The organism is Halococcus salsus, from assembly GCF_009900715.1.
In the GTDB taxonomy this organism is placed as follows: domain Archaea; phylum Halobacteriota; class Halobacteria; order Halobacteriales; family Halococcaceae; genus Halococcus; species Halococcus salsus.
The window spans coordinates 48067-63984 of sequence record NZ_JAAAJC010000010.1; the positions used below are offsets into that span (position 1 = coordinate 48067).

A 15918-nucleotide genomic window follows, 5' to 3' on the forward strand; every position below is an offset into this window, starting at 1 on the left:
ATGGAAGGAAATAGCAACGAAACGTGAAATCCCTCCATCAGTGATCTTCAGTGCAGTCCTTTTTGGAATAGCTGGTTTGGTCATGGTTGGATTCCTATTTGCTTGAAGATGATACTTAGAATAGAAGATATATTCATACTCCATCGACAATACAGCTTTCGAAAAGAACTATGAATATTACGAACTCCCCCTCCTCCAGTTTTAATTTAACATTATCTCAACTTTAGATTTTCTCTAGTAGGCAAGTTCTATTCATGAAGTATTGCTCTCCTAAAGACTATTCGTCTCTGGTTGTTCGAAACCATCTCTTCCTAACACTTGCTTGGCCTCAGTTCTGCTGTTGACCCTGGATATTGTCTGGGGCCGTCTTCGGTGCATTTTCTGGCCGCTTTTTCTGGTTGGTTCCGCGCATACTTCGCTGGAGCGGAATTGGTATACCGCCATCCGTTTCAATCCAATCAAACAGGCGGTCGTGCATTACTTTGAGGAGTTTCTCGTGTTTCTTCTCGTTGACGAGGTTGTGTTGTTCAAGTGGGTCAGCTTTGAGGTCGTATAGTTCGTTCTTGACTGGGCCGTAGTACCAGATATATTTATATTGGCCTTCTCGTGTGCTGAACATTGTTGGATGCTGAGGAGCTCCGCCCCAGAACGATTCATAGAAGGGTTCCTTGCGTTTGCTCATCGTTCCCTCAGCGAGTGCTGGCAGAAACGATTCGCCACTCATGTAATCGGGCATGGAACGCCCGGCTTGCGCGAGAATCGTCGGTGCAATATCAACATTCGAAATGTGTTCATCGACAACTGTTCCTGGGTCAATCATTCCCGGTGCGTATGCGAGCAATGGCACGCGAAGTGACGTCTCATAGGCAGTCTGCTTGCCGATCAGTCCGTGTTCGCCGAGCGTGTAACCGTTGTCACCCATGTATAACATCAGCGTCGAATCAGCCAATCCCGACTTATTGAGTCGATCCATTATTGCACCGACGCTTTCGTCAAGCGCCAGTAGTGTCTCGCTGTATCGACGATAGAGCTCATCGAAGCTAAAACGACCGCCAAAAACATAGTTCACGCCGCGTGGACCGTCGCGTTGGTTTTTCACCCAATCAGGTTTTCCAGCATAATTCTTCTTCGTGTTCGCCATCGTTTTTGGATACTTGATGGGTGCGTTTGCGTACCGGGTCCGATGACGTGGTGCTGGCCGGAATTGCAAATGGGGAGCCTTGTGTGAGAGATATAGGAAAAAGGGTTTGTCGCTATCCCGGTTTTTGAGCCACTTTTCGGCGTACTCAGTCAAGATATCGGTAATGTAGCCCTTACGTCTCACTCGATTTCCGTTGATATTGAGCGTCGGATTGAAATACGATCCCTGGCCCTCGAAGCTGACCCAGTGATCGAACCCGGGACGCGGTTGCGCATTGTCCATATGGTATGTATGCCATTTCCCGATGAATGCTGTTTCGTAGCCCGCATCCTGGAGGTGTTCGATGAAGAATGGATCGTGGTCTGTTTTCGTGTGCTGGTTGTCAATGACACCGTGCTCGTGTGCATATTGTCCAGTAAGAATCGAGGCGCGACTTGGCGCACAGAGTGGCGTATTGACCGAAGCGTTCCGGAGGTGTGCCCCATTCTTCGCCATACGGTCCATGTTTGGTGTCTCTAAGAACTCCGGAGTCCCCGATTCGTCCATGAAACTCATAAAGTCGTATCGGTGGTCATCACTGAGCATGAACACGACGTTACGCTGCTCGATCGTTGAATCCTTATTTTGTAGTATGTCGATATTCGAATTACAACCGCTGAGCGCCCCAGTAACCCCCACTCCGCCAACCGCTTTGAGAGCGTTTCGACGGTGAAGACTCTGTTCCGAGTGCTCCGCCGAATGGTTGATCATGGTTGATACCAAGATAACCGTGATGAGTGGTCTTTCGTCTTTTGAAATTGTATCATACTATACTGGCGTGAGCGAATTCGGCGACGATCGCCTCAATGCTGAGTTTGTTGAGATATAGCTCAAAAGACTGATAGTTGTCCCACCCGCCGATCCCCATTACAACACGGGGATTCATCCGCTCGCAAACGAGACACGAATGGGCGAAGTGTCGTCGAAGGTCGTGAGAGGACACCTTCCGTGAATCGTCGTTGCCTGTACGATCAACTGCTCTCGTCGCGGCGGATTTCATGATTCGCTGCATCATCCCGGGGGCCATATCGATCACGAGATCTGACTGAGCGATGCTCTCGGTCCGTAATAGCGGTGCAGGTGTAGATCGTGTTCGACCTCACGCGGGAGGTAGGCGTTTTCGGTTTCCCGCCACCCCCTGTGGTGACTTTGCCCTGCGGCACGCGGAGGAAGTAGTAATCCCCGTCCTCGACTAGTTCGCGCCTTGGAGGACGGCTCCCAGAAAGCCAAAATGCCGACGAGAAAGGCCACACGCATTACCGGAATAGCGTGTGCACCTACGGCAGGGGCAAAAGGCGTAGACTCCGACGACCCAGCACCGATAGTCCACGTCATGAACAGGCTCGCAATTCCTGCGACGATGGCTATCAATACTGTTCCGACATCAACCATCGGTGGTGGTGCAATCGCCGAGATAACAAAAATGCGAGTGGCAAGCGCTGGGAACAGCACTATCCGTTCATAGAACATCGTAATTTGCAATGGCGACTGAGGGACGCTGTGGATACGAGCAACCCGTAATCACCAAAGAAGATGTCGGCGCAGTCTGTTGTTGGCGGCCAATTTGGGAAACCCATGAACGGTGTATCTGGCACGCCGACGAGACCGGGAAGCCTCGTGGGGCGTTCGAAGACCATCCACCCGAGCGGGACGAGCGCCTCGATGGGGCGGTACTCCGCGGAGCTTTTCTCACCGATATGGATTGGCTCGTTGGTGGAACTCTCATCGGTGCGGATTTCTCCGACGCAATCATTCGAGAGGCGGATCTCGCTGGTGCAGATCTCCGGCGGGCGAACTTCCGGAACGCCGACGCACGCAGCGCGAACTTTACCGACGCGAACGTCGAGGACGCCGAATTCGTCCACACTCAGATTCAGGGGGCGAATTTTGAGGGCGCGCTCTTCGACCGAGCGCTCTTTCAGGGCGCACATGCAGATCGATACACAACCTTTGGTGACCGAGTCGCTGATGAGACCGTCCTCAAAGGCTCCGGAAATGAGTTTGTTGTTGCTGCCGAGCAGGCGGTCTGGGCGTACAAAGAACTCGAACGACTCTTCGGTGAGAACGCGTTACCAGAGATCGAACGCCAGTACTACCTCCGTGAGAAAGATCTCAGACGGCGAATTGCGTGGGCGCGGAGCCACTATGCCCGCGCGTTGCGACTGGAGGGCGCACGTTGGGTAACTGGATACGGAACCAGCCCTGTGCGGGTAATCATCAGTTCGTTCGTACTCATCGTCGTGAGTGCACTTTTGTATCCGTTTACCGTTGGAATTCGGGAACCAGCCACGGGGACGGTGATCGCCTACTGGTCAGGCGGCCCAACCACGATGCCGCTCGGAGAGCTGCTCTCGACGTTGTTTGTGAGCCTCTATTTCAGCGTTATTACGTTCGGGACGCTTGGTTATGGCGACATTCAACCTGTTGGCACCGCTGCTCGGGCGCTGGCCAGCATTGAATCGCTACTTGGTGCACTGCTGTTGGCACTACTAGTCTACGTGCTTACGCGTACGCTGTGATTCTCATCCCAACGTTTCAACGGAAGTTGAGACTGGTGCTCTCAATGCATAGGCCCCATTGAATGGAGTGAAAAAGTCCTCACGGTAGTTGGCGCTCGATTCCTCCTGGGTATCGTCAGATACCGGATAGGGAGTCCTGAACCACCTCGGATCACTGATTTGGGTGTTCCTCATGTGACTCATTCCGCCGTCAACCTGTTCAGTAGCTGCTTCCGTGACGTTCCTGTGTAGAAACTCCCAGCGCGAAGAATGCTTGCTCATCGGATGGGAGTAGAGACGCTATCTGTTCCCCCTGATCGACTTATGTGAATCCTCTCAGCTGGATCCGTCTCAGACATAATTCGAATCGCCGCAACTTATTTCTACGTATAGTCTGTAGATGGACTCATGAGCGAGAAATCAGCGCAAGGGTGGACTGACGGGCTATCGGGGGCCGAGCGCGTCGAAGCTGTTGCACTCACTGTCAGTGAACCACGAACGGCAAACTGGATCGCTACAGAGGCCGAGGTGGCCCACGAAACGGCGACGAAGTACCTCAAACGACTCGCTGACGACGGCAAACTGACTGCAGATACACGTGGTCAGCAGACCACCTACGAGCCGGATCCCGTTGGCCAGTATCTCCTCGAGATGCGCGAGCTCTATGAAGAACACTCACCCGATGAACTCGCTGCGAGCCTCGAAGCGATGAACGAGCAAATTCGAACGTGGAAGCGTGACTACGACACAGAGACCCCCAACGAGCTCCGTGCGAGCCTCGGGAAAACCGGTGATACTACGGACGAAGGCGAACGTCGCCAGGCTGCTCGCGAGTGGGATCACCTCCGGACTCGCCGCCGTCTCGTCGAGGATGCATTGCAACTCTACGACCGGTTTCCTGGAGAACGGCGCTCTGCCTCCGCATGAATCCGGGAGTGGAAAACCCAGCTCTCTATCGGACCCTTTGGGATACACTGGAACGGCAAGCTGAGATCATCTCCGTTCGGTTTGAGCCAGATGCGATTCAGAAACGCTACCTCGCTGCGACGGTCGACCCACAGCGCGTTGTTCCACCGACTGGACCTGACTCGCCCCAGCTCGAAGTCCATTGGAAACTAACGCCGCCCCACGACGAATTCAGAATCGACTACGCTGACCCCAATTTGGATTTTCATTGTGGCTGGCATCAGGACGAAGATCACGATGAGCTGGGTATGGCGCATTTCCAGTACCAGACGGCTTCAATGGAAACCCCCCATCGCGAAGGTACCGAATTCGAAGCGGCTTCTCCGCCGAAAATCCTCTGGGAGTGCTGTGACGATCTCTTCGGGACTGTGATTCCCGAATATACTGCTCTGTAGGCTCGCTAGATGAAAATACATTTAGAGAAATTTTGGGTATCTATTCCCGATGATGAAATCGAAGACCTCACGGAATTCTCGCCGGGCAGTGCATTCGCTGACGGTGCGAAATAACTCTGAAAGGAGTGCGAGGGGCAGGATTTGAACCCGCGCCGTCGGGGAAGCCATCGTTTCCTCGCTACCACTCAACATTATGACGATAGATACAGCGCTCTTCTTGCCGTTGATATTCGGCTATTTCGTTGTGCTCTATTCTGCGTTTAGTGGTCTATTGAAACAGGTGAATCATACTAATGCTAGACTCGAGCTCGCTACCGCCGGAAAGAAATGTGGATCGTTGCCAAGATGAGACGGATATCACATTAGTCCAAGTCCGTGGTTGGACGAAACCTCACTCACAAAATGGTCCCAGTATATCGAGGTCGTATCTCAGCTCTAGAATTCTCGTTGAGTGGCTCGAGCTCACTAATTGGTATTACAGGAGGTTTACTTGGAGCAACCGTTGGTGAGCCTCCTGGATTCAGGATATATCTTACAACAAGTCTCCTGACTGTCGCGGTTTTATTCTACAACATCAAACTTCCACCAAGCAGTGATTCCCGTCGCCTTCCAGGGATTCAACAAAGCGCATTACAGTAATAGGAAAACCGTGTAACTCTCATGAGTGGAACGAGAGTGTTGTTGTAGTGAATTCTGAAACGGACGAACCCTCGGGCGCAACGTTGTCGTATCGGAACATCATTGAGCGCGAGATGGAGAACGCATTGAAGGAGATGGACCGACCCGCGCTTGGGACATTCATTTCGGGGTTCTCTGCAGGACTCAACTTGAGTTTCGGCGCACTGTTTATGGCGATGGTGCTCACCTTTGCTGGCGGGTTCGGTTCGGACCTCACGAAACAGGTCGCACTCGCGGGCGTCTCTTCGATCGCTTTTCTGTTTGTAGTCATTGGTCAGACCGAATTGTTCACCGCTCATTCTACTATGGCAGTTCTCCCGGTGCTCGATGGGCGAGCGTCGATTCGCGACCTCGGGCGGATTTGGAGCGTAACGTATGTCTCGAATCTGCTGGGATGTGCGGTATTCGTTGGGCTCATCGCTGCTATCGGTGAACCGATGGGCATTGCCACCGCCTCAGCTTTCGGGTCGCTCGCAGACGCGCTCATCAATGTTCCATGGTGGACCGTGCTCCTCTCGGGTGTCGTTGCGGGATGGTTAATGGGTATGGCGACATGGCTCTCAGCTGCCAGCCGTGATACGATTGGACGGATCATCTTCGTATTACTCACCACCGCAGCCATCGGCTTCGGGCCGTTTCATCACGCGATTCTCGGGACAACCGAAGTGCTTTCAGCAATCGTTCTGGATGCGGGCGTCACGCCTGGAGCGTTCGTCCCATTCCTTGTTTTCACTACCCTCGGCAATATCATCGGTGGCACGGTGTTCGTTGCTCTACTCAATTACGGTCATATCGCGCTTGCAGGTGAGCAGAAAGACATAGACTTCCAAGCAGATGGGATTGAGGATTCGTAGTTCACACAGCAAAAAGTCCCAATTTAGAGAAGAGACGCTGTTTTCGTCAGTCATTTCACGAGAATCTTACCGAGGAGGATCACTGCGCCAAAGGAATACCTCAAGCTGCTGAAGAGAAGCATAGTGAGTAAACCGGCAAAAGAAATATGCTAAATCATAACAAACGTTGTGAGATGGGGTCTGTACCAACCAAGGGTATTGAGACACCTACTAAAACTCCCTCTCAAGAACCTGGTTTCGTTTCGTGTCCAAACTGTGGGACTATCAACAAAAAATTCTATTGGTATTGTCGAGAGTGTATAAAATCTCTACGAGCTACTTCACAGACTCAATATATCCATGTAGCAAAAATAAAATGAAGAGCTTTGCTATACTATCTAATTGAGAACCTCCCCGACAGGCGTTCGACCATCAAGCGCTTGATTCGGTCGATCGTAGTTGTAATAATACCACGGCTGTCGCAGTCAACGCACGGTGCTGGCTGGACCCCTTTCCCAAGACGCGTGAGATGGATTGATCCGCATTGATGTCCCATTTATTTCTGATAATTCTCGATTTGGATATATGTGAGAAGAAAAACGACGCACAAATTTTCTAGACTAAAATCATCCACTTGTTAGCTCTAGACCGACGACTCCGAGGATAATCAAACCAATAAATCCGAATCGAGCGACGCTAGATGACTCGTCGAAGAGGACAACACCTAGTACAGCAGTAGCAGTTGCCCCAATCCCTGTCCAGACAGCATATGCAGTACCAATCGGGAGCGACTGCACAGCCTTCGCAAGCAAGAGCACGCTGATTGCCATAGATACTATAGTAGCGATACTTGGAATGGGATTACTGAATCCATCAGAGAATTCTAATCCAATTGCCCAGCCCGTTTCAAACACAGCAGCGACTAGGAGATACAGCCATGCGGTATTCATCCTCGAACAAAGGCACGCACGACTGTAATTCCTACCGATTCGTTCCTATAGCCAAATTCATATACTCGTCGTAGACGTCCCCTTGGAGATGGCGCCAGATGCTGACTCAGAATATATCGAACGCACGCTTGATCTCGCTCATGAAAATATCGAAGACGGTGGGCGTCCGTTCTCGTGTGTTATCGTTCGAGATGGCGAGATTTTAGCTGAGAGCCCCAATCTCGTCGAGCAGACCAACAATCCCGTGGCTCACGCAGAAACCGTTGCAATCGAACAGGCCTGTAAGCGAATCCAGAGCGAGGATCTCTCCGGCTGCGACGTGTACGTGATGGCACATCCCTGTCCGATGTGTCTCGGTGCGCTCTATTATTGCAGCCCCGACCGAGTAATCTTCCTCACTCAAAGAGAAGACTACGAACAGTACTACACTGATAGCCGAAAATATTTCGAATTCGGAGAATTCTACGATGAATACGCTAAGGACTGGGATGAGCGGAACCTCCCACTCGTTTACGAACAAAACGACGATGGGCTCGAAGTCTACAAACGCTGGCAGAGTCTCAACAGCTGAGCTCGCGATCCTTCACCGATTTGTGAGATCGCGGGTTAGAAAAGACAGTGTTTGAGATGATAGCTACTCATCCCTGTTCGTGGATGAATTCCGCGAGTTTATTGGCTGAGGTGACTTCATGGAGTGATCGACTTTCGTAGATAAGGGTGGGAACATCACCCACACCCGCGTGACGTGCCTCCGCACACTGAGTGAGCACTTGCTCGCGAGCATCTGCTTTCTTCAGTGGGATGTCGATAGCATTTCTATTGAGTCCGCTCTCTTCAGCAATGTTACGAAGAACCCCTGTATCGCTGATATCCTCACCATTGCACCAGAGTGCAGTGAAAATTCGGTCGGTAAACGCGAACCAGCGATTTGGGTGTTCGTGCTTGATGTACCATGATACAATCTGTGCGGGAAGTGAGTCTACAAGTGGGACGTCTGCGGGTGAGAGCATAGTCCCGTCATCATGTTTCTGAGCGAGTTTGGAAATCTTCGTATGCACCTGTTCCGGATATCCAATATCATACTGGGTATCGAGAAAACCGCCTGTAGTCCGCTTTTGGTGCCGGATATCGTAGGGAAGCCAATTAACGAGAGGATGATTTGGGTGAGACTGACGATATTCGACGAGTGATTGCTGTTCCAGATAGCAGAATGGACAGACATAGTCTGCATAGAGTGTGAGTGTACGGTTAGAGGGGTTCACGATTTGACGAAGGGTGCAGAACAGAAATATGACTAGCAAGACTGTTGATCCGATAATATAGACCATCAATTGCTTTACTCTCTGACCAAGGTTGACAGTCGAGTCTATAAGTATCCTCAGAGTAGAGATTCGTGGTGGGAACTGAAAAGGGAATGTTCACAATGCTACTGAAAGCGCTTTTACCCAACCATTTTGTACCAGATTGCCAGTCAACGCCTGATACCCTATATTGAAAAGCCAGAGATATTGTCTGACCGGTAAGAGGAGATGTTGGTATGACTTTCGCTAATCAAACAATCGATGAATTTCTTGGAAATGTCGCATCAGACAACATCACACCAAGCGGAGGAGCAGTTGCTGCTATTAGCGGAGCGGCCGGAGCAGCACTTTGTGAGATGGTTTGTATCCATACCCTAAGACAAACCGCTGACCCTGATGTAGAACAGGAACTAACCACTATCCGTGCCGAATCCAGTGCGTATCGACAACGTTTGGTAGAACTTGCTGATGAGGACTCAGCAGCGGTAAACGAATTGCAGAGCGCCTTCAATTCACCACACATAGAGCATCACGACGAGGAAATGCAGAAAGCCATGAAACGGGCCACTAATGCCCCTCTGAAGACGGCCGAGGCATGTCTTGAAGTCATTGAGCTTGCAATCACAGCATCTGAACTGTGCAACCAGAATGCTATCGCAGATGTTGGAACCGGTGCCTCACTTGCATATGGTTCACTTCGGGCATCAGTTCTTACTGTTCAATTCAATCTTCAGATGATTGATGACGAGACCTACGTTGATGAGGTATCCGTGCGTACCGATCATCTCAAAGATTCTGCAGAGCGAAAAGTAGCGGCAGTGGCAGAAAGCGTCAATAGCTAGCTCAAAAGGAGCAAGTCATAATTTAGAATGGGTATAGTGGTGTTCCTATAACTGAATAGTATCTTGAGACGTCTTTGTGGTCTGTCGCTGATGACCTCGAAGTGTCTCATACTCAAAGAGAGCCGATTACCGGTGTCTTCAAGTTACCCAATAGTAGATATCCGAGGTGAAAACGGGACGACGGGTACTTGTAGTATTGATGGGTGGGTTCTTTGCTGCGATGGCTGCACGTCTCATTGTCAGTCCGATCGTCCCATATGCAGTTTCGACGTTCAATACGACCCCAGGGGTGCTTGGCCTTTCCCTCTCCGGAATGTGGCTTGCATACGCTCTCGCTCAACTTCCTGCGGGAGTACTCGCTGCCCAGTATGGTACACGCCCACTCATCGTCGCAGGGCTACTTCTCACAGCAGCTGCATCCGGCTTGCTCGCAATTGCTCCATCCGTACTTGTGTTCGCCATTGCAGTGGTCAGCCTCGGTATCGGCCCAGGTCTCTACTTCCCAGCGGCTGCTGTTCTTCTGACAGAGACGAGCGAAAACGTCGGCGAAGCACTTGGACTTCATCTCGCGGGTGGCGATAGTGCAGGGATCGTGATCCCACTCGTTGTGACCGTAATCGCCGGTTTCCAGGGCTGGCAGGCGGCGCCCCTTGTTGGTCTCTTCGTCGCTGGATCGATGGCAGTCATCGCCGTGTTCGCTCTCCCTCAAATTGATGGTCCTGCACCCAAGATTGACTCCAGCAAGAAGGAACTCACCACTGCACTCAACCGTGTCATTCATGATCCGGCTGTTCGACGCATCGTCCTCTTAGCGGGCTGCCTCACGTTCTGCTTCCAATCAGTGACATCCTTTCTCCCTGCGTATCTTCATGCCGCTCATAACCTATCGATTCCTGCTGCGAATACTCGATTCAGTCTTGCGTTCGCTATCTGGATTATTGGTATGCCACTCGCCGGCCGACTCGCTGACCGCTTAGGGGCGAACGCTGTCCTCATCGCTACTGCGCTCATCTTGGCCACAGGAGTTGCAATCCTGATACTGGCTACTTCATCGCTCATAGTACTTATTGGGGTTGCTCTCCTTGGTTTAGGGATGTCCTGGGGTGGTGTACTTGGTGCGAAGACAATGACCGCCCTCGGGAGGAAAGGTCGGACAAGTGGATATAGAGCCGTCCGAGCAATGTATGGGATTATAGGGGCTACAGGAAGTGTCGCGGTTGGGACGTTCGCCACGTGGGCAAACTGGCAGATCGGATGGAGTCTACTCTTTATCGTTGCAACACTCGCTCTCCTCATCCTTGGATGGGATATTCGAAAAGAGGCTTCAGTGAATATAGGGTAGCGAAACCAAAGCACCGCAAAACATCCTTCTAGAGAGCCTATGTCAATCAGAACAATCTGGGACTTACCACACGTATGTACCGGCTAAAAATCATACCTATTCATTTTCTCGAAGTGCTTTGATTGGATCACCAGCTTCATACACTGTATCAACGGATCGCTGCTATGGACGACAATGATCGGGCTATTACTAGCCTCGTAGTACTTTCGCACTCTCTAGTCCACACCTATGAATTTGCCATGCCGATCTTCATCCCTGTCTGGCTCTCACAGTTCAACTCAACGGCATTCCTTGTTGGGAGCGTAATTACGGTAGGGGTGTTTCTCTATGGAGTTGGGTCGCTGCCCGCTGGTATTCTAACCGATCGTATCGGTTCTCAGCCTTTGCTAGTTGGCTGTCTCGCGGGTATGGGCCTCGCCTTCCTTGGAGTGAGTGTCGCTCCGAATCTCATCGTACTGGCATTCGCACTTGCTATCTGGGGTACTGCAGCGAGTGTACATCATCCAGCGGGGCTAACACTGATTACAAGAAATTCCTCCACTCGTGGAGATGTCTTCGCCTATCACGGAATGGCAGGAAACATAGGTACCGCTGCTGGTCCATTGCTCACAACTCTCCTTCTTGTAGCTTTCAACAACGATTGGCGGTTCGTGGCACTCATTTTAGCACTTCCAGCGCTCTTCGCATCCGTTCTCGCTGCCCGAATTAGTGTTAATGAGGGCACTGTGACTACCACTACTGATGGCGGAGCACGCGCGCCCGATATTGATTCCATTGGAGAGTTCTTCGACACCTCTAGACTCCTCTTTGCGAGTGCATTCATTGTGGTCTTTGGGATGGTAATGAGCTACGGGCTCTACTATCGGGGCTCCCTAACGTTTCTCCCAGAGATGTTCTCGGGTTTCGAAGCGATCCGCCCAATTCACGCCTTTGGCGGAACATTTGAACCTGGCAACTACGTTTTTGCAGGGCTACTCGCTATGGGTCTATTTGGACAGTATGTCGGTGGAAAACTAACAGACCGAATCCGGGTCGAAATTGGACTTACCACGGGTTTCGCCATGCTCGCGATCCTCGCTGTTGGGTACGTTCCGGTCTCAAATGCAGGTCTTGGTCCATTGCTCGTCCTATCAACGGTATTCGGTTTCGTACTTTTTTACATCCAACCGTTCTATCAGGCGGCTGTTGCGGAGTATACCCCACCAGCTGCCCGCGGACTCTCGTATGGATTCACTTACTTCGGCGATTTCGGGTTTGGTGCCCTTGCTGCATCTGGGGCCGGAGCGATACTAACGTATTCTTCTGCTACAGTGCTATTTGCAATCCTCGCCATTATTGCCGTTGTTGGTGGCGGATTTAGCACCTACCTACTTTCCCGGAGAGACTCTAAGAGTGATTGAATTAGCCTTCTGCATGTAGCTAGGCAACACTCTAACCTATGTCAGTCTATGGAGGAAGTCAGGGGATGCTATGTTTGCATTTCGAGTTCAAACTGTTCGTTCTCACATACAGTATCCAGAACCACACTCGTGTCCGACTCGTTGATGTCTGTGTTGTTAATCAGTTTCTTGATCAGGTCGTTCATATCATCGGTGTCCTTGAATTTCCCGATTGCAACAACATCATGATTGCCAGTCACTTCATACACTGATGTGAGCTGGTCGTATTCTCTGAGACTATCAGCGACCTCTGACAGCCCACTTCCTTCGATATTGAGGTGGATGATCGCTGTTACTCCGTAACCAAGTGCCTCGTAATCTATTTGCGGTGAATAACCCTGTATCACACCTGCCGACTCAAGATCATCGAGATGGTTTGAGACTGTCGTGACTGACACATCAAGCTTTTCGGCGAGTTGGCGAAGACTCGCCCGACCATCACCCAGAAGTTCGTTGATCAACTCTGTGTCGAGGTTCTCGTACGTCATCTTCGGATATAGTCAGTAACAACGATAAAACCTTACGAATCTACACTCTAGATACTTCCTCCTCAATCACTAATGCCGAAGCGAGAGCAATGAGTTACCGAGTATGGCCCTACATGGAATAGTTGGCGACATCTATTATATATAGACGGATGTAGAAATGAGACTATGGGTGAACGCGCGTGCTACCTAGCCATCTGTCCTCACTGTGATCTTCGAATATCGATTGCAGAGCAAGAATGCCCTGAATGTGGGACTGAACTCAACAAAGATGATCTGTAATTCTCTCGGGTAGACATCATTTCTCGAACAACAGTAAGTGTTGAGAAGTTATTCAGCAGGACTCATAGTCACGGGCGGCCTCTCTTACTCTAATGAGCACCCAAGTTCTTGTCCCCCTTACAGACTCAAGCCATGCTTGGCCAGGTCTGAAGTATGCACTTGAACTGTATCCAGAAGCAGATATCACTGTCATAAACGTCATTGACCCGGCCGGGGCAGGGTATGGAGAGTATTCGTCAAGTGAGGAAAGCGGCCAAGTTACTCCAGAGAGCCAAGCAGAGGCATTGTTCACAGCAGCAAGTGACTTAGCTAGTGAATCTGGAAGAGACCTCACTACGACTCTCATAGAAGGTCGTCCCGCCGAAGCAATCGTTGAACATGCTGAAAACCACTCTTTTGATGCGATCGTAATGGGAAGTCGCGGCCGCTCCGGTGTTTCGCGCGTTCTTCTTGGAAGCGTTGCAGGATCGGTTGTAGAAAACTCGTCGGTGCCTGTTACTGTGGTGCCGTGACTCATCAAGAATCGGATTCATGAACGACCAGATAACTACAAGTCTGCATACTGGCCTCTTGATTGCAATCTTGGGAGTCCTCACATGGGCAAGTGGGCTACCAGCGTTGTTTCCGAGCCTAGGGCCATCTGCATTCGTTCTCGCGATGTTCCCCGAGAGCGAGGCAAGCAATCCAAAGCGGGTGATAGGAAGCCATGTTCTGGGAGTCATCGCTGGTTTTCTCGCATACCATCTCTTTGCACAGGGTATCGTCGTTACAGGCCAAATACCACCGTTTTCAACTGTTAGTCTTAGATTAGCTGTCAGTAGCGTTGTAGCGATCGTCTTGACCGTAGTTGCCATGCTCTACTTTGGTATTCGGCATCCACCAGCTTGTGCGACGACGCTAATCGTGGCGCTTGGACTCCTCCCGACACTCTTTGATAGTATAATTATCATCGGTGCTGTAGTCATCATTGTTGGCGTTCAGAAGCTCTTGCTCCGTATTGATCAACTAATTAGAGATTCCACGCACTGGAGTCTCTCTTAGGCAAGAGTCGGTATTCAGGAGTCGTTGGTCGTTTCTGCCTCGAAATCCACATCCTGTTGCGTACCAGCGAGTTCGATATGGCCATAATTAAGCAGTCCAACGAAGACTGCCCCACCAATGATGTTTCCAATGGTGGTCCGGAGGAGGAAGTGGACGAAGTCCCCGACCGTGATTCCTTGGCCCAAGAGCATCGCCGAGACGACCTTAGTGGTTCCGAGGATGGCGTGATGGAACGGGCCGAAACCGATCGCTCCAGTCACAATCAATGTGAACATGATCCGTCCGATTGTATCGCGACTGGCGGCCACGAGCCAACCTGCCACAACCCCACTCAAAAGAATCGTCCACCACGGCAATGGCACCAGCGCATTTGCAAGGGTAGCGAATGCTGATGGTGATACGATATTCATCAATGGCCCTATCGTTCCGATAAGGCCAGCGAATATCATGCACCCAAGAAGATTCGAGACGCACGTTGCTCCCCAGAGTCCGCCGAGATCACTGAGAGAGGCACGGCGATCGAAGACGGGGAGGACGGCCATTGTCGAATAGGCGGTGAATAGCTCCGTTTGGCCGAGGACTACGAACAAGAATGCAATGGAAGAGCCGAACAATCATCCATCCTGTACTCCTTGATTTGGAAAGTACCCCGTACTTCAACACTGACGCACGAGTTGCAATCGTACATATCGCAGTAGAATTTGATCTTAACGTTCCGATTCTACCTCAAACAATCTTGAGAATATTTTCCGTTGAACGGTGCGATTGAGTTGGGAGAATGCAGACGGAGACACTTCTAGGATCTCTGCAACTTCCGAACCTGAGTTTTCCCGTGGCGTTTCAAAGTATCCACTTTGATAGGCCGTTCTCACCACTTCCAGTTGCCGGTCAGTGAGCTGGTCGAATATCTGTGACCTAGTCATATCATTGATATTGTCCGTACGCTGTCGATTATGCTGTGTGAGAAGAGTCAAATCTTGAAACTCCTGTGTGAGAATGTTGTTGACGGTTCGAGTGGCGGTTGGGTTTGGGACCTCTATTTTGAGGTGCATTGCGTCCGTATTTACTGATATCTCACGGAGAGTAGTTCCATGGTCAACGAGTTTAGTCGCAATGAAAGGGGCTGAAAAGTGGAACTGAACGGTCGAATCACCTCCGTTCGCTGATTCAGAGATCACCCTGAAATTCTCAATACCGACGACCGATGTAGCTGCTTCGCGTAGCGCATCAAGTGAACTATGGTCGACTTTCGCAATTGCTGATATTCCTTGGGAGGTCTGTTGGAGCCCTTCATCAAGATAGATTGTACAGTCGGCGGCGCGTGCAAGCTGGAGCAAGACCGATTCCCTATCAGTCGTCTTATATTCTAACTCAGTCGTAGTGTCACTGAGCAGTGCATCCCGCTGCTTTGCTGCAGTGATAGCCGCAGCAATTGTTTCACTCAATTCACCGAGTACTGCCTGTGAGGTTTCGTCGAACGCCTCCTGCTGACCTGCATACACTGTTACTACCCCGTAAAAGGCCTCTTCATGGATCAAGGGAAGGCTGAGAGCAGAACGGAACCCATGAGCGAGTGCTTCCGATCTCCAAGCTTCCACTTGAAGCTCACTCGCAACATTTGAGACTACTGTCGGTTGGTGAGTTTCAGCTGCCTGAGCCGTCGGTTCTTCATGTGGAATATCCTCG

At 50.9% G+C, this 15918-nt stretch carries 17 protein-coding genes and 3 pseudogenes; 12 read left to right on the forward strand and 8 right to left on the reverse strand.

Annotated elements, in window-relative coordinates; all coding sequences use genetic code 11:
* Nucleotides 1-328 precede the first annotated feature (328 nt).
* The 3 genes and pseudogenes from GT355_RS15880 to GT355_RS18345 all read right to left on the reverse strand — a co-directional run.
* Entirely contained in the window at nt 329-1891 is a 1563-nt protein-coding gene (locus GT355_RS15880; protein ID WP_160135529.1) for a sulfatase family protein, read from the reverse strand.
* A 52-nt stretch (nt 1892-1943) separates the two neighbouring features.
* Nucleotides 1944-2207: a site-specific integrase gene (locus tag GT355_RS18340; protein WP_338036195.1), complete on the reverse strand. Its 264-nt coding sequence runs from the start codon at nt 2205-2207 to the stop codon at nt 1944-1946.
* Nucleotides 2208-2375: 168 nt separating this feature from the next.
* Nucleotides 2376-2572, reverse strand: a pseudogene (locus GT355_RS18345) (inorganic phosphate transporter); the annotation flags it as partial.
* 89 nt (nt 2573-2661) lie between these two features.
* Between GT355_RS18345 and GT355_RS15890 the strand changes: the two are divergent.
* The 6 genes and pseudogenes from GT355_RS15890 to GT355_RS18630 all read left to right on the forward strand — a co-directional run bounded on the left by GT355_RS15890 (nt 2662) and on the right by GT355_RS18630 (nt 6930).
* A complete protein-coding gene (locus GT355_RS15890; protein WP_160135530.1) occupies nt 2662-3699 on the forward strand; it encodes a pentapeptide repeat-containing protein in 1038 nt (345 codons plus the stop codon).
* A gap of 387 nt (nt 3700-4086) precedes the next feature.
* On the forward strand, nt 4087-4605 hold the full coding sequence (locus tag GT355_RS15895; RefSeq protein WP_160135531.1) for a DUF7342 family protein: 519 nt from the start codon (nt 4087-4089) through the stop codon (nt 4603-4605).
* Entirely contained in the window at nt 4602-5039 is a 438-nt protein-coding gene (locus tag GT355_RS15900) for a hypothetical protein (RefSeq protein ID WP_160135532.1), read from the forward strand. The genes GT355_RS15895 and GT355_RS15900 overlap by 4 nt, the downstream gene beginning before the upstream one ends.
* A gap of 154 nt (nt 5040-5193) precedes the next feature.
* A pseudogene (locus GT355_RS18625) lies at nt 5194-5333 on the forward strand (cytochrome d ubiquinol oxidase subunit II); the annotation flags it as partial.
* Nucleotides 5334-5725: 392 nt separating this feature from the next.
* The gene (locus tag GT355_RS15910) at nt 5726-6571 is read left to right on the forward strand and encodes a formate/nitrite transporter family protein (protein WP_160135533.1); all 846 of its coding nucleotides are present in this window, start codon (nt 5726-5728) and stop codon (nt 6569-6571) included.
* Between the two features lie 173 nt (nt 6572-6744).
* Complete coding sequence (locus tag GT355_RS18630) at nt 6745-6930, forward strand: DUF7577 domain-containing protein (protein WP_420825978.1); 186 nt, start codon at nt 6745-6747, stop codon at nt 6928-6930.
* A gap of 246 nt (nt 6931-7176) precedes the next feature.
* Here GT355_RS18630 and GT355_RS15915 read toward each other — a convergent pair whose 3' ends face one another.
* Nucleotides 7177-7500 (reverse strand): DMT family transporter, encoded by a 324-nt coding sequence (locus tag GT355_RS15915; protein ID WP_160135534.1) that lies wholly within the window; start codon nt 7498-7500, stop codon nt 7177-7179.
* A gap of 88 nt (nt 7501-7588) precedes the next feature.
* Between GT355_RS15915 and GT355_RS18350 the strand changes: the two genes are divergently transcribed.
* Nucleotides 7589-8071, forward strand: coding sequence for a nucleoside deaminase (locus GT355_RS18350; RefSeq protein ID WP_160135535.1), 483 nt, complete (start codon nt 7589-7591; stop codon nt 8069-8071).
* Nucleotides 8072-8138: 67 nt separating this feature from the next.
* On the opposite strand, the gene GT355_RS15925 is transcribed toward GT355_RS18350, so the two are convergent.
* Complete coding sequence (locus GT355_RS15925) at nt 8139-8828, reverse strand: DsbA family oxidoreductase (protein ID WP_160135536.1); 690 nt, start codon at nt 8826-8828, stop codon at nt 8139-8141.
* A gap of 209 nt (nt 8829-9037) precedes the next feature.
* Between GT355_RS15925 and GT355_RS15930 the strand changes: the two genes are divergently transcribed.
* From GT355_RS15930 to GT355_RS15940, 3 genes are all read left to right on the forward strand, one after another.
* Nucleotides 9038-9643: a cyclodeaminase/cyclohydrolase family protein gene (locus GT355_RS15930; protein WP_160135537.1), complete on the forward strand. Its 606-nt coding sequence runs from the start codon at nt 9038-9040 to the stop codon at nt 9641-9643.
* A 199-nt stretch (nt 9644-9842) separates the two neighbouring features.
* Nucleotides 9843-10985, forward strand: a complete 1143-nt coding sequence (locus tag GT355_RS15935; protein WP_275690159.1) for an MFS transporter — start codon at nt 9843-9845, stop codon at nt 10983-10985.
* 164 nt (nt 10986-11149) lie between these two features.
* Nucleotides 11150-12385, forward strand: a complete 1236-nt coding sequence (locus GT355_RS15940; protein ID WP_160135539.1) for an MFS transporter — start codon at nt 11150-11152, stop codon at nt 12383-12385.
* 68 nt (nt 12386-12453) lie between these two features.
* Here the strand turns inward: GT355_RS15940 and lrp are convergent, their stop codons facing one another.
* Nucleotides 12454-12912 (reverse strand): HTH-type transcriptional regulator Lrp, encoded by a 459-nt coding sequence (gene lrp, locus GT355_RS15945; RefSeq protein WP_160135540.1) that lies wholly within the window; start codon nt 12910-12912, stop codon nt 12454-12456.
* Nucleotides 12913-13283: 371 nt separating this feature from the next.
* Between lrp and GT355_RS15950 the strand changes: the two genes are divergently transcribed.
* Both GT355_RS15950 and GT355_RS15955 read left to right on the forward strand, forming a co-directional pair.
* Nucleotides 13284-13703 carry a universal stress protein gene (locus GT355_RS15950; RefSeq protein ID WP_160135541.1) on the forward strand — a complete coding sequence of 140 codons (420 nt, stop codon included), beginning with the start codon at nt 13284-13286 and terminating at the stop codon, nt 13701-13703.
* A gap of 19 nt (nt 13704-13722) precedes the next feature.
* Nucleotides 13723-14232 (forward strand): HPP family protein, encoded by a 510-nt coding sequence (locus GT355_RS15955; RefSeq protein ID WP_160135542.1) that lies wholly within the window; start codon nt 13723-13725, stop codon nt 14230-14232.
* A gap of 14 nt (nt 14233-14246) precedes the next feature.
* Here GT355_RS15955 and GT355_RS15960 read toward each other — a convergent pair.
* Both GT355_RS15960 and GT355_RS15965 read right to left on the reverse strand, forming a co-directional pair.
* A pseudogene (locus GT355_RS15960) lies at nt 14247-14837 on the reverse strand (formate/nitrite transporter family protein); the annotation flags it as partial.
* 102 nt (nt 14838-14939) lie between these two features.
* On the reverse strand, nt 14940-15918 hold a 979-nt coding region (locus GT355_RS15965), incomplete at its 5' end, for a bacterio-opsin activator domain-containing protein (protein WP_160135544.1).

Coding starts and splice junctions, on each gene's coding strand:
- GT355_RS15880 (WP_160135529.1), bottom strand. CDS start 1,891: ATGATCAACCATTCGGCGGAGCACTCGGAACAGAGTCTTCACCGTCGA.
- GT355_RS18340 (WP_338036195.1), bottom strand. CDS start 2,207: ATGGCCCCCGGGATGATGCAGCGAATCATGAAATCCGCCGCGACGAGA.
- GT355_RS15890 (WP_160135530.1), top strand. CDS start 2,662: ATGGCGACTGAGGGACGCTGTGGATACGAGCAACCCGTAATCACCAAA.
- GT355_RS15895 (WP_160135531.1), top strand. CDS start 4,087: ATGAGCGAGAAATCAGCGCAAGGGTGGACTGACGGGCTATCGGGGGCC.
- GT355_RS15900 (WP_160135532.1), top strand. CDS start 4,602: ATGAATCCGGGAGTGGAAAACCCAGCTCTCTATCGGACCCTTTGGGAT.
- GT355_RS18630 (WP_420825978.1), top strand. CDS start 6,745: ATGGGGTCTGTACCAACCAAGGGTATTGAGACACCTACTAAAACTCCC.
- GT355_RS15915 (WP_160135534.1), bottom strand. CDS start 7,500: ATGAATACCGCATGGCTGTATCTCCTAGTCGCTGCTGTGTTTGAAACG.
- GT355_RS18350 (WP_160135535.1), top strand. CDS start 7,589: ATGGCGCCAGATGCTGACTCAGAATATATCGAACGCACGCTTGATCTC.
- GT355_RS15925 (WP_160135536.1), bottom strand. CDS start 8,828: ATGGTCTATATTATCGGATCAACAGTCTTGCTAGTCATATTTCTGTTC.
- GT355_RS15930 (WP_160135537.1), top strand. CDS start 9,038: ATGACTTTCGCTAATCAAACAATCGATGAATTTCTTGGAAATGTCGCA.
- GT355_RS15935 (WP_275690159.1), top strand. CDS start 9,843: ATGGGTGGGTTCTTTGCTGCGATGGCTGCACGTCTCATTGTCAGTCCG.
- GT355_RS15940 (WP_160135539.1), top strand. CDS start 11,150: ATGGACGACAATGATCGGGCTATTACTAGCCTCGTAGTACTTTCGCAC.
- lrp (WP_160135540.1), bottom strand. CDS start 12,912: ATGACGTACGAGAACCTCGACACAGAGTTGATCAACGAACTTCTGGGT.
- GT355_RS15950 (WP_160135541.1), top strand. CDS start 13,284: ATGAGCACCCAAGTTCTTGTCCCCCTTACAGACTCAAGCCATGCTTGG.
- GT355_RS15955 (WP_160135542.1), top strand. CDS start 13,723: ATGAACGACCAGATAACTACAAGTCTGCATACTGGCCTCTTGATTGCA.